At 60.5% G+C, this 12,145-nt stretch carries 11 protein-coding genes; 9 read left to right on the top strand and 2 right to left on the bottom strand.

Annotated elements, in window-relative coordinates; genetic code table 11:
- The 3 genes from RNA01_RS22120 to RNA01_RS22110 all read left to right on the top strand — a co-directional run.
- On the top strand, nt 1–866 hold an 866-nt coding region (locus tag RNA01_RS22120; protein WP_147182290.1), incomplete at its 5' end, for an HlyD family secretion protein.
- Nucleotides 863–3,634, top strand: a complete 2,772-nt coding sequence (gene rbbA / locus RNA01_RS22115; protein WP_147182289.1) for a ribosome-associated ATPase/putative transporter RbbA — start codon at nt 863–865, stop codon at nt 3,632–3,634. The genes RNA01_RS22120 and rbbA, both read left to right, overlap by 4 nt.
- 3 nt (nt 3,635–3,637) lie before the next feature.
- Nucleotides 3,638–4,750, top strand: a complete 1,113-nt coding sequence (locus RNA01_RS22110) for an ABC transporter permease (RefSeq protein WP_147182288.1) — start codon at nt 3,638–3,640, stop codon at nt 4,748–4,750.
- Between the two features lie 652 nt (nt 4,751–5,402).
- Here RNA01_RS22110 and RNA01_RS24235 read toward each other — a convergent pair.
- The gene (locus RNA01_RS24235) at nt 5,403–5,768 is read right to left on the bottom strand and encodes a phospholipase D-like domain-containing protein (RefSeq protein WP_235916841.1); all 366 of its coding nucleotides are present in this window, start codon (nt 5,766–5,768) and stop codon (nt 5,403–5,405) included.
- A 22-nt stretch (nt 5,769–5,790) separates the two neighbouring features.
- The gene (locus tag RNA01_RS22105) at nt 5,791–6,843 is read right to left on the bottom strand and encodes a phospholipase D-like domain-containing protein (RefSeq protein WP_235916840.1); all 1,053 of its coding nucleotides are present in this window, start codon (nt 6,841–6,843) and stop codon (nt 5,791–5,793) included.
- A 191-nt stretch (nt 6,844–7,034) separates the two neighbouring features.
- Here RNA01_RS22105 and RNA01_RS22100 point away from each other — a divergent pair, with 191 nt between their 5' ends.
- The 6 genes from RNA01_RS22100 (at nt 7,035) to RNA01_RS22075 (ending at nt 12,019) form a co-directional block, all read left to right on the top strand.
- Nucleotides 7,035–8,309, top strand: a complete 1,275-nt coding sequence (locus tag RNA01_RS22100; RefSeq protein ID WP_210245802.1) for a glycosyltransferase — start codon at nt 7,035–7,037, stop codon at nt 8,307–8,309.
- Between the two features lie 884 nt (nt 8,310–9,193).
- The gene (locus RNA01_RS22095; RefSeq protein ID WP_147182286.1) at nt 9,194–9,802 is read left to right on the top strand and encodes a hypothetical protein; all 609 of its coding nucleotides are present in this window, start codon (nt 9,194–9,196) and stop codon (nt 9,800–9,802) included.
- A 51-nt stretch (nt 9,803–9,853) separates the two neighbouring features.
- Nucleotides 9,854–10,579 (top strand): sll1863 family stress response protein, encoded by a 726-nt coding sequence (locus RNA01_RS22090; protein WP_147182285.1) that lies wholly within the window; start codon nt 9,854–9,856, stop codon nt 10,577–10,579.
- Between the two features lie 66 nt (nt 10,580–10,645).
- Nucleotides 10,646–10,933 carry a hypothetical protein gene (locus RNA01_RS22085; protein WP_147182284.1) on the top strand — a complete coding sequence of 96 codons (288 nt, stop codon included), beginning with the start codon at nt 10,646–10,648 and terminating at the stop codon, nt 10,931–10,933.
- A gap of 30 nt (nt 10,934–10,963) precedes the next feature.
- Nucleotides 10,964–11,353 carry a hypothetical protein gene (locus RNA01_RS22080; protein ID WP_235916839.1) on the top strand — a complete coding sequence of 130 codons (390 nt, stop codon included), beginning with the start codon at nt 10,964–10,966 and terminating at the stop codon, nt 11,351–11,353.
- A gap of 111 nt (nt 11,354–11,464) precedes the next feature.
- Nucleotides 11,465–12,019 (top strand): acyloxyacyl hydrolase, encoded by a 555-nt coding sequence (locus tag RNA01_RS22075; protein ID WP_147182283.1) that lies wholly within the window; start codon nt 11,465–11,467, stop codon nt 12,017–12,019.
- Nucleotides 12,020–12,145: the final 126 nt, after the last annotated feature.

The raw sequence follows: 12,145 nt of genomic DNA, 5'->3' as shown, positions 1-12,145 counted from the left end.
TTATCAAGACCGGGCAAGTGCTGGCGCGGATGGATATCGACCAGCTCGCCGCGCAGAAGCGCCAGGCCGAGGCTGAGCTTCGCCGCGCCGAGATTGGCGTCGACACGGCAAACAGCGTCGTCGCCCAGCGCGAGGCCGAGCATGTGGCCGCCGAAGCTGTCATCGCCCAGCGCAAGGCCCAGCTCGACGCAGCCGAAAGAAGGCTGGCGCGCTCCGAACAGTTGATGCGGAGCAATACCGTGTCGCAGCAGGTTCTCGATGACGACCGCTCGTCGGAGCAGGGCGCGAAGGCCACGCTCGCGGCTGCAGAGGCATCCCTGGCGGCGGCGAAGGCGGCGATCGGTTCGGCAAAAGCAAGCGTCGTGGATGCCGAAGCCGCCATCGATGCGGCGAAGGCCATCATTGACAGCATCGACGCCGACATTGCCGACAGCACATTGAAAGCGCCGCGCGACGGGCGGATACAATACCGGGTTGCCCAGCCAGGCGAGGTTCTGGCCAGCGGCGGGCGCGTCCTCAATCTCGTCGATCTCGGCGATGTTTACATGACCTTCTTCCTGCCCACCGCGCAGGCCGGGCGGGTGATAATCGGGACGCAGGTGCGGCTGGTGCTCGACGCCGCGCCCCAATATGTCATTCCGGCCAGCGTTTCCTTCGTCGCCGACGTGGCGCAGTTCACACCGAAGACGGTCGAGACGGAAGAAGAGCGGGAAAAACTGATGTTCCGCGTCCGCGCCCGGATCGAACCGGAACTGCTTCAGAAATATATCCAGCAGGTCAAGACCGGCCTGCCCGGGATGGCCTATGTACGGCTGGACCCTAATGCTGCATGGCCCGATAACCTTGAGAAGAATCTGGTCGAATGAACGGCGAAGCGCAAATTCGCGACGGGCAACCCGTGGCGCGCCTCGAAGCGGTCGGTCTTTCTTATGGCAAGACGCGCGCGTTGGATGATATCTCGCTGGAGGTGCCCGCCGGATGCATGGTCGGGCTGATCGGGCCGGATGGCGTCGGCAAATCGAGCCTTCTGTCGTTGCTGGCTGGCGCACGCGTTATCCAGGAAGGCCGCATCGAAGCGCTGGGCGGCGACATGGCCGACAAGAAACATCGCAACCGGACATGCCCGCGCATCGCCTATATGCCGCAAGGGCTCGGCAAGAACCTTTATCCCACGCTTTCCGTCTTCGAGAATGTCGATTTCTTCGGCAGGCTTTTCGGCCACGGCAGGAAGGAGCGGGAAAGGCGGATTACCGAACTGCTGGACAGCACCGGCCTCGCGCCCTTCACCGACCGGCCGGCCGCAAAGCTCTCCGGCGGCATGAAACAGAAGCTCGGCCTTTGCTGCGCGCTGATCCACGACCCTGACTTTTTGATCCTCGATGAGCCGACAACCGGCGTCGACCCCCTCTCCCGCCGCCAGTTCTGGGAGCTGATCGATGACATCCGCGGTGGCAGACCGGGCATGAGCGTCATCGTCGCCACCGCCTACATGGAGGAGGCGGCCCGCTTCGACTGGCTCGTCGCCATGAACGACGGCAAGGTTCTGGCCACCGGGACGCCCGCCGAACTTCTGGACCGCACCGGAACGGAAACGCTCGACGACGCCTTCATTGCGCTGATGCCGGAGGAGGAACGCGCAGGCCACACAAAACTTGTCATTCCACCGCGCGAAGTGCGCGCGGACGAGGAGATCGCCATCGAGGCCGAGGGGCTGACGATGCGTTTCGGCGACTTCACCGCCGTAGAGAATGTCAGCTTTCGCATCCCGAAGGGCGAGATCTTCGGCTTCCTCGGCTCGAACGGCTGCGGCAAGACGACGACGATGAAGATGCTGACAGGGCTTCTGGAGGCCAGCGAGGGCACAGCGAAGCTTTTCGGGCGTGAGGTCGATGCGAAGGACATGGATGTGCGCCGCCGGGTCGGCTACATGAGCCAGGCCTTCTCGCTCTACTCGGAACTGACGGTGCGGCAGAATCTTGACCTGCATGCGCGGTTGTTCCGCATGGACCCGGAAAAGATTCCCGACCGCATCGAAGAGATGGCGGAGCGTTTTGATCTCTCCGATATTATGGACGTCCTGCCCGACGCCCTGCCGCTCGGCATCCGCCAGCGCCTTTCGCTCGCGGTGGCGATGATCCATGCGCCCGAGATTCTGATCCTCGACGAGCCGACCTCGGGCGTCGATCCGGTGGCGCGGGACAGCTTCTGGACGATCCTGTCGGACCTGTCGCGCAAGGACGGCGTGACGATCTTCGTCTCGACCCATTTCATGAACGAGGCTGAACTGTGCGATCGCATCTCGCTGATGCATGCCGGCAAGGTGCTGGTCAGCGACACCGCCGCCGCCATCGTATCCGGGCGGGGTGCGGCGGACCTGGAGGAAGCCTTCATCTCCTATCTTGAAGAAGCCATAGCGGAACCACCGGAAAAGCCTGCGGACCCGTCGACGCAGGCCGAAGCGGCGGATGGCGCGGCAAACCCCCATGCCACGTCATCCGCTCGCCGCGTCTTCGATCCGCGCCGCATGTACAGCTATGCGCGGCTTGAGGCGCTGGAACTTAAGCGAGATCCGATCCGCGCATCGCTGGCGCTGCTGGGCTCGATGCTCCTAATGTTCGTGATCGGTTACGGCATTAACATGGATGTCGAAGACCTCACCTTCGCCGCGCTCGACCGTGACCAGACCACGACGAGTCGGGACTATATCGCCGACATTTCCGGCTCGCGCTATTTCATCGAAAAGCCGCCGATCACCGATTACGACGACCTCGACCGCCGGATGCGCAGCGGCGAGATAAGCCTCGCAATCGAGATACCGCCTGGCTTCGCACGCAATGTGGCGCGCGGCGACACTGTCGAGATCGGTGCCTGGATCGACGGCGCCATGACCTCGCGCGCGGAAACCGTGCGCGGCTATGTGCAGGGCATGCACACGACATGGCTGACCGCCAAGGCGCGCGAGGCCTATGGTGATGCCGCGATTGCCGGGGATTTCTCGCTCGTGGTGCGCTACCGCTACAACCCCGACGTCAAGACCCTGGTGGCCATCGCGCCAGCGGTGATCCCGCTGCTGCTGCTGCTCATTCCGGCGATGCTGACCACGCTCAGCGTGGTGCGCGAGAAGGAGCTCGGCTCGATCGTCAACCTCTATGTCACACCGGTGACGCGGCTTGAATTCCTGCTGGGCAAGCAGCTTCCCTATGTCGGGCTGGCGATGGTGAATTTTGCGCTGATGACCGCCTTGGCGATCTTCATCTTCCGCGTACCCTTCACCGGTAGCATGTTGGCGTTCACGCTGGCCGCCCTCCTATACGTCATGTCGGCGACGGGGATCGGGCTGCTGGTCTCGACCTTCACCTCAAGCCAGATCGCGGCGCTTTTCGCCACCGCTCTGATAACCCTGATCCCCGCAGCGCAGTATTCGGGCCTCATCGATCCCGTCTCCTCGCTCGAGGGCGCGGGCCGGGTGATCGGCACCATCTACCCCACCACCTATTTCATCACCGTCTCGCGCGGCACCTTCGCCAAGGCGCTGGCTCTCGGCGATCTCTGGGGATCATTCCTGCCTCTCATGCTCGCCGTGCCGGTGATCGTCGGGCTCGGGGTCATCCTGACCCGTAAACAGGCGAGGTAGAAGATGCGTATCGCCAATGTCGCTCAACTGGGGGTCAAGGAACTGCGCGGGCTTTTCCGCGATCCGATCATGATCGTGCTGATCGTCTTTGCCTTCACATTTTCAGTATATACCACCGCCACCTCGATCCCGGACGCGCTTAACCGGGCCACCATCGCCATCGTCGATGAAGATCAGTCCCCGGTCTCGGCGCGGATCGGCAGCGCCTTCTATGCTCCCTATTTCTTGCCCCCACATCTCATCACCATTTCCGAGATGGATGCGCGGATGGATGCCGGGCGCGACACTTTCGCACTCGACATCCCGCCCAATTTCCAGCGCGACCTGCTCGCTGGCAAGGTGCCGGAGATCCAACTCAACGTTGACGCGACGCGGATGAGTCAGGCCTTCACCGGCGCGGGCTACATCCAACAGATCGTCACAAGCGAGGTATCCGAATACAGCGACCGCTACCGCTCGGCTCCCGACCTGCCCGTGGATCTGGTGCTGCGCTCGCGCTTCAATCCCGGCCTGGACGCCAGTTGGTTCGGCGCGATCACCAGCGTGATTTCCTCGATCACGATGCTGTCAATCATCCTCACCGGCGCCGCGCTGATCCGCGAGAAGGAGCATGGCACGATCGAGCACCTGCTTGTCATGCCGGTCACAGCGTCGGAGATCATGCTATCAAAGATCTGGTCGATGGCGCTCGTCGTGTTTGTGGCGACTGTCATTTCGCTAACCGTGGTCGTGCAGGGCGTCCTTGAGGTGCCGATCCGCGGCTCGCTGCCGTTGTTTCTCGCGGGTACGGCGCTGATGATGCTCGCCATGACGTCGCTCGGGATCTTTCTCGCCACCATCGCCGGAACCATGCCGCAGTTCGGGCTTCTGCTGATGATGATCCTGTTGCCACTCCAAGTGCTTTCGGGCGGCCTTACGCCGCGCGAAAGCATGCCGGACATCATCCAGACCATCATGCTGGCTGCGCCGAACACGCATTACACGATCCTTGCCCAGGCAGTCCTGTTCCGCGGGGCTGGCATAGATGTCGTCTGGCCGCAGCTCCTCGCGCTCTTCGCCATCAGCGCGATCCTGTTCGTCTTCGCGCTGGGACGCTTCCGGAAATCGCTGCAATAACGAGAACGAGAAAAATACATTCCTGTTTTGCACCGGCAGATCGGGACTGCGAAGCAAACGTGAAATCCAGTCTGCGACTTAAATCAAGATTCTCAGAGCTTTAACGGAGGTGGGCGATCAGCCTATAGAGAGCACAAGTGGTGGGGGGTTATTTCCGTTTCGCTTGTTCAATCCATTTTGTTTCGAAAAGCGGCGATACCAAGGGTGCAGCTATGCGTGTGGTATCGCTCGTAGGGTTCTTCTGCATCGCAAGGGATTTTAGCAGGGGGGGCTATTTTCCCGCCGCCGCGGGATGACGAAGCATGGGCCAGGATACTCAGCGAGTCTGTCTTGGTGCGACATGCCGACTGTCCCATCTTATGACAGGATCGCCTGCCATTATCCTGTCTTTGCGGCACCGGCTTTAGTGGATTCGGGCTCTTCCGGAGCCGCCAGATGCTCGTGAGCGACGGCTGATGTGTATATAGTCTGGCATGACCATTTGGCTGATACAAACGGCACCCCCCTTCCTTGATTGGGCGGATCTCTCTGCCAGTGCTCAGAGTTGCGATTCAATGGGTAGCCAGGCAATTAGAGCCGCGATCAGGCGCCGTGTGAAACGGGCCCCCGGCTCCCTGTCGAAGACGACCAGCTTACAGTGCTTCTCGCCATGCTAGCGCAGGCTGCCCTTTTTGCTGAGTGACACGCGGTAGCTCGACCCCGGATCAGTCTCGCTACGAAACAGCACCCGCATCCGTTCGACCAATACCGGTTCATTGAACAGCACGCCCATCTCGGTGTTGAGCGATATCGAACGCGCGTCGAAATTGAAGGAACCGATGAACCCGGTATGGTCATCGACGGTGAACGCCTTGGTGTGCAGGCTGGAACGGCTGGAGCCAAGGATCGACAGCAGCGATTTCCTCCCTTCCGGCTGCAATTCGTAGAGTTTCACACCACCCTTAAGGAGCGCCACCCGGTAGGGCGCATAACCGCCGTGTACGGCGGCAATGTCGTTGGCCGCCAGAGAGTTGGTCATGACCGCGACTTCCACGCCCGCGTTAGGCCATGGCGACGAGGCTTTCCGTTCCGCTTTCCGCAGGCACGAAATAGGGCGAGGTGATCTCCAGAGAATGGCGTGCCGAGGCGATGACCGGTCCGAGACATCCCATCAGCCAGTGATCGCCCTTGCGGCCCATCGCCTTTTCCGGCGGATCGGAAATCACCTCGGCGTCAGCGGTCCAGTGGATTTCGCCGGGGTCCGCCAGCATGGCGGAAACCGAGACATTCCTGCGCAGGTTTGCGAGGAAGGGGCTGGCTTCCTCTCCTTTCGCCATGGCTGAAAGCCGGGACCGCAACTTTTTCAGCCGCCGCCTCGGTTCTCCGGCCAACGCCCGGATCGGCAGTGCCGATCCGCTGTTCCAGAAGGCGTCGAAAATCTCCTCCGTGCCCTGAACGGCCGGCCCCAGCATCATAAGGTCGAGATCGTAGAAGTTTGAGGTTTCCGCCGCGTCGAAATATCCATCGCCGATATTGCGTCCGCCGATGATGGCAAGCCGCCCGTCGGCGATCCATGCCTTGTTGTGCATCCGCCGGGTCAAACTGAAATGGCGCAGTAGCACTTCGATTCCGCGCCTGAACGTGCCCTGCCGCGCCCGACCGGGATTGAACAGGCGCACCTCGATGTTACGATGACTGCCGAGCGCTAGCCATATGTCGTCATTGCCATGGGCATTGATGTCGTCGAGCAGCAGGCGTACCCGCGCGCCGCGATCAGCCGCCTCTATCACTTCGTGCAGCATCAGGCTGCCGGTCAGGTCGGCCTTCCAGATATAATAGATAAGATCGAGACTGCGGCTTGCTGCCTGGGCTGTAAGCGCCCGCGCGACGAAGGCGTCAAGATTGTTGGAAAGCAGTATGAGCCCGTTCCGCCCGCCTGCGCTCTCGACCAGCTTTGCAGCCTCGCGGTCGAGCGCGGTCTGCGCCTTTGGTAGGGCGAATGCGCGGGACTGGACCGCGTGCACGGGTGGCAAAACGCCGTAAGTGTACACTGCCAGAAAGGAGGCAAATGCGAGTGAGGCAAGGGCTATCGAGACAGTGATCAGGAGTGTCATGGAAACGGTTGTCGGGAAGACAGCTATCAGAACAACATAGTATGACATCAGCGCAGGCGCAGCGCAACAAAAGGCCCGACGGAGCATCTTGACAGATGTCGATGGATACTTGATGCCACGCTGGCCTGAGCCTGCCAACGCCGTGCTCAGGGCGTTGTCATGCGAATGGTGGGGTTCCCGTGAAGATTGCCATGTTCACCAATACATATACGCCGCATATAGGCGGGGTCGCGCGCAGTGTCGCCGGGCTGGCGGAGGGCTTGCGGGAACTCGGCCACGCGGTTCTTGTCGTGGGGCCAAAATTTGCCGGCGCGTCGGCGGACGAGACCGGTGTCCTGCGCATGCCGGCGATCCAGCAGTTCGCGGGCAGCGATTTTTCCGTCCCGGTTCCAGTCAGCCGCAAGCTGGCCAGGGAATTGGAGGCTTTCGAACCCGATATCGTGCATTCGCACCATCCCTTCCTGCTCGGGGACACCGCCCTTCGCATCGCGGCGGTGCGCGACCTGCCGGTGATATTCACCTATCACACGCGCTACGAGCTCTATGGCCATTACGTCGCGCAGAATTCACCCGCCTTGAAGCGCCTCGTGCTGAGCCTGGCGCTCGGCTATTGCGAATTGTGCGACGGAGTCATCGCCCCGAGCGTGAGCATGGCGCGGTTTCTGACCGAACACGATGTCGATGTGCCGGTCACGGTGATCCCGACCGGCGTCGAGGCGGCGCGCTTCGACCATGGCGATGGTAAACGTTTCAGGGCTGAACTCGGCATCGCGTCGGATGCGTTCGTCGTCGGTCATGTTGGGCGGCTGGCAAAGGAGAAGAACCTCGAATATCTGACTGAGGCCGTCAGGCTGTTCCTCGCCGCCCATGCCCAGGCGCATTTTGTCGTCGCAGGGAAGGGCGACATGGCGGAACCCATGAAAAGCGCATTCGCCACCGCAGGGCTCGGCAGACGCACGCATCTCATCGGCGCTGTCGAGGGCGAGCAGCTCGCAGATGCCTACGCGGCGATGGATGTCTTCGCCTTCTCGTCACATTCCGAAACGCAGGGGCTGGTGCTTGCGGAAGCCATGACCGCCGGTATTCCCGTGGTCGCTCTCGATGCGCCGGGCGCGCGCGAGATCGTCGGTGACGGGAGCAACGGGCGCCTGCTGCCCGCCGATGCACCGCCTGACTGCTTCACCAAGGCGTTGCGCTGGGCCGTCGCCCGCTCCGATGCGGAGCGTCAGGCGTTGAAGAGTGCGGCAAAGCGGACGGCGAGCCTTTATTCCTGCGCTGAAAGTGTTGAGCGGACGCTTTCTGTTTATCGGGCGCTGTTGGAGGCGCATCGCCGCAAAAAGGCTATTGACGACAGCGGCTGGCAAAACGCTAGGCGGGCTTTGGCCACGGAGTGGGATATTCTCAAGAACGCGGCGAATGCGGTCGGTGCCGCCGTGGCTGAAATCGGATACGTAACAGAAGGCTGAAGCCGGTATAGCCAACATAACCTGCTGCTCCCTCAATCCGGCACTTCGCCTCAGATGGATCACTTTCATCTAAATACCGGCTGCAATGCGAGTAAATCGTTTTATCGGATGGCGATCGCGCGCAACCCCTGTGATTGCTTGGGTATGCGCGATCCCACGCTTGGCCTAGATTCGCGAACGCCCGCCCGCCGGTCTGCTCCTCGAAAAATCTGTTGCTAATCCGGTAGAAATCCGTTTAATCGGCCAAATCAACGGCGGTTGATTTGGCCGATGACGGCAGAAAATGTGGAGGCGGAGCATGGGGTCGAACTTTCCTGATGTTAAGCTCGGGAATTCTTGCCGCCGATAAGCCCTTCGGCGGCGCTGAGCAGCCTGTTGGAGTAAATTGGGAAACTCTAATGCTGCCTGGTGCAGCTTTCATGGGAAGCTTGGATAGAACTGCTGGCGATGAATACTCGACATAGATTTCCATAAGCGCAGTTTGAAGCACGCAGCGGTTCCGCCATAATTTGGGGCGGTATCTCCCCTGTGACGCAGTAGCTGCGCCTCTCGTAATCGATCTACCATGAAGGCAACGAGTCTGAACCCGTGTGAGAGTACTAATGGATACCGGGCATAGGTCGTTCGTCGATATGTTTTTGAATAAACAGCGAGGAAACGTCGATGCCAGCAAGTGAAACAGCAATGGGCGGACGTGCAACCCGGCGCGCGCGAACGCGGAGGCAGCTTATACAGGTTGATCGGCACGGTCGGCTATGGGAGCGCCAGTACGTGTGTGCTGGCGAAGACGGCGAGCCCGACTCCTCCAATAACACTCGGCAGGGAACCAAGTCTGTCTTGAGGATCCGACAATCTCCTCACTCACCAAAAAAAGGAAACGCGCAATGAGCGATCAATCCTCCGCACACGAAACCGTCGCTTGGGCGAAACAGCGCCTCGATGACGTGGATGCGATCATATCCGAAGTCGAGAAGGCGTCTGGTGCATTGAAAGACAGTGCACGCCGGGAGGCTGATGCCGCGCTCGCTCGCCTCCGAACCTCCCGGGACACTATCCAGAAGATCTATGACGTCTTGCGCTCAGGGGCGGCTACCATGAAGGGCGACGTGGAAGATTTCCAGGCTGCCCTTGAGGCCGAATGGGTGGAGGTGGAATTCGCCTTCCAAGCCTTTCTGGCGGCGGCAAGCGATCAAGCGGAGACCGTGCGCGGCATTGTCGTCGCACGGGCTACGGCTCAGCGCCAATCCTGGGAGGAGTCACTAGAGGAACTTCGCGATCAGGCGGTCGATATGGTGGAGAAAGCACGCAGCGAGCTGGATGGTGCCATCAAGCGTCTTTCTGATGAGGCGGATACGTTTCAGGCCCGGATCGGTGATGCCAAGGATGCCCGAGACGAGTCCTGGGCAGCGGTTAAGAGCGGACTTGCCGACGCCAAGGCTGTTCATGACCGTACGATCGCGAAAATCAAGGACGCTTTTTCGAAACGGCTCTGACCGAACGCGTCGGCAGGCGCTTTCGCGCTAGAAACTATGGAGAACAACACTATGAGACTCCGCTTATCAGCAATCGGCCTTGCGCTTGTCGCACAGACAGCGTTGTTCACGGTTTCGACCACTTTCGCGCAGGATGCAACGTCGCAAACCCAGTCCACATATCAGGATGATCCCTCGCTTGCCCGGCAAACGCTGGAGTGGTCGCAGGATCGGCTTGCTGAACTCGACGCCACCATCGCCGTCCTAGAACAGGACGCCACCAGACTTCAGGACGAGGCCAGAGCAAAGGCCGAGGACGCACTGAAGGCACTTCGCGAGCAGCGTGAGGCCTACCGTATCCAAACCGAGGAGGCTGTGGCAAACGCCAGAGCCTGGACGGATGCACAGATAGCCGAAGGGCGCGAATCGCTCGACGCCAACTGGACCGCGTTCCAGACCGCGCGCGACGAATATCTCGAAGCGGCCAAGGCCGATCTCGCAACCCGCCGTGCTGTACTGGAGATCGAATTCGAGGCGCGCCAGAAGGTTTGGCAGAAGTCGATCGATGAACTGCGTAACGATGCTGATAGGCTTGCCGCCGATCAGCGGGCGGCGATCGATGTCCGTATCGCCGCTCTGAACGCTCAGGTGGAGGAGGCGAAAGCCCGGCTCGGGCACCTTGAAGATGCTTCCGCCGAGGCCTGGGAGACGACGAAGAACGGCTATGCCGATGCGCAGCAACTCTTTCTCGACACCTATGCCTCGATCCGCAAATCCATAGAGGACGCAACCAAGTAGTCCCTATGGGCCGGAGGCGGGTATCCGCCACAATCCTGCCTCCGGCGCAGCTACCAGGAGAATACAATGACAATAATGAGCGAAATCCACACCCTGCACGCGGAGATTCAAGCCCATGTCCGTAAGAGGCCGTCCGAAGACGGCCTCGAAGGCCTGGTTTCTGCCTCCGCTTCCGGGGAACCGTCGGCGGACGGCGCGCATGATCGCCACAACATTGAAACCTTCCTGAAAACGGTGAACGAAACACTCGATGAATTCGCCGATGAACTAGGCAGATTCCCTCGAATGACAGCGCTCGCCGCGCTCGGTGTCGGCCTTGCCACCGGCGTTGTCATCGGCCGCCAGCTCCGCTAGCCGATTTCTGCCTTGTTTCAAAGGTCATACATGTCCACTCTCAATTCCGCAAAACTTTACGGTCGTGTGGTGCTGCTGCGTCGCCAAGTCCTTCTTCGGCAACTGATCCGGCGCGCGATTGCCGGGGCGCTTGCGGTCGCGGCGTTTATCATCACCGCCGGCTTCGCGACATATGCACTGTTTCTTGCGATCACAGTTTCGTTCGGCGATATCGGCGCGACGCTGACAATCGCCGGCCTCTATCTTTTCTTGGCACTCATCCTTCTCGCTTTCACGTTGCGCGAGCCACACTCACCGGAGCTGGAAGCACTTGGGGAAATGGAGTTCGCCACATTTGAGAATATTGCGGCGGAAACGCAAGGCCTGGTGCAGATGGCCAACGCCGCCGGCACCGTATCGAGAATTTTGGGAATAGCCTGATACTAGGCATCGGCATCCTGTCGGCTCTGCGCAAACTGTTGGCATCCCGCAAGTCCTGAGCCAGCCTGAGAGCACATTAATTATTCACGTTCATAGGATAAGGAGATTGAAATGTGGGCCTTCTCGTCAATTGCCGTTGCTAGCGTACTATTGGTCGCGGCCACTCAAAACTGTTTCGCCGACGACCGGATATTCGATGAGCTTCGCTTCGGTGGATCGGCGTCCGTGCAAGATAGGGAGTCTCGCGAAGACGGAGTCTTCCCGGAGGTGACCGTATTTTTTGATCCCTTCGATCTTAATAGTGCAGCCGACTGGACACAGCAGATCACACGGCCGCGCATCAACCTCGGAGCTTCCATCGCTACGTCGGATGAGGCGAACCAGGTCTTCGGCGGTCTTTCCTGGCAGATCGACTTAACGGCAAAGATATTTGCGGAGGCGGGATTTGGCGGTGTGTGGCACGACGGAAAGCTCAGCCACAATCCTGACGGTCCTGAACTAGGCTGCCGCTTTCTGTTCCGCGAGTATGTGGGTGCCGGCTATCGTTTCGACCCGCATTGGAGCGTGATTGCGCAAATCGCACATTCGTCGCACGCCGACCTCTGTGACGATCCCAACAACGACGGAACAACGCGCACGGGGATTCAGATCGGCTACAAATTCTGACGACGCTGCCTTTGGAGGCCGCGTTGACAGTCCTGCGCGCTGGGCGACGCTTGGAGTGAACGTCTGAGGCTTGGACCACGGGTGTTGGTTTCCACGCAGAACTGAGCCGGTTCGGGACGAACCCCG

This window comes from Paenirhizobium naphthalenivorans (genome assembly GCF_007992095.1).
GTDB classification, from domain to species: domain Bacteria; phylum Pseudomonadota; class Alphaproteobacteria; order Rhizobiales; family Rhizobiaceae; genus Allorhizobium; species Allorhizobium naphthalenivorans.
This window is presented reverse-complemented; position numbering and strand designations above follow the sequence as displayed.

Coding starts and splice junctions, on each gene's coding strand:
- RNA01_RS24235 (WP_235916841.1), bottom strand. CDS start 5,768: ATGACCAACTCTCTGGCGGCCAACGACATTGCCGCCGTACACGGCGGT.
- RNA01_RS22105 (WP_235916840.1), bottom strand. CDS start 6,843: ATGACACTCCTGATCACTGTCTCGATAGCCCTTGCCTCACTCGCATTT.
- RNA01_RS22075 (WP_147182283.1), top strand. CDS start 11,465: ATGTGGGCCTTCTCGTCAATTGCCGTTGCTAGCGTACTATTGGTCGCG.
- RNA01_RS22100 (WP_210245802.1), top strand. CDS start 7,035: ATGTTCACCAATACATATACGCCGCATATAGGCGGGGTCGCGCGCAGT.
- RNA01_RS22085 (WP_147182284.1), top strand. CDS start 10,646: ATGACAATAATGAGCGAAATCCACACCCTGCACGCGGAGATTCAAGCC.
- RNA01_RS22090 (WP_147182285.1), top strand. CDS start 9,854: ATGAGACTCCGCTTATCAGCAATCGGCCTTGCGCTTGTCGCACAGACA.
- rbbA (WP_147182289.1), top strand. CDS start 863: ATGAACGGCGAAGCGCAAATTCGCGACGGGCAACCCGTGGCGCGCCTC.
- RNA01_RS22095 (WP_147182286.1), top strand. CDS start 9,194: ATGAGCGATCAATCCTCCGCACACGAAACCGTCGCTTGGGCGAAACAG.
- RNA01_RS22080 (WP_235916839.1), top strand. CDS start 10,964: ATGTCCACTCTCAATTCCGCAAAACTTTACGGTCGTGTGGTGCTGCTG.
- RNA01_RS22110 (WP_147182288.1), top strand. CDS start 3,638: ATGCGTATCGCCAATGTCGCTCAACTGGGGGTCAAGGAACTGCGCGGG.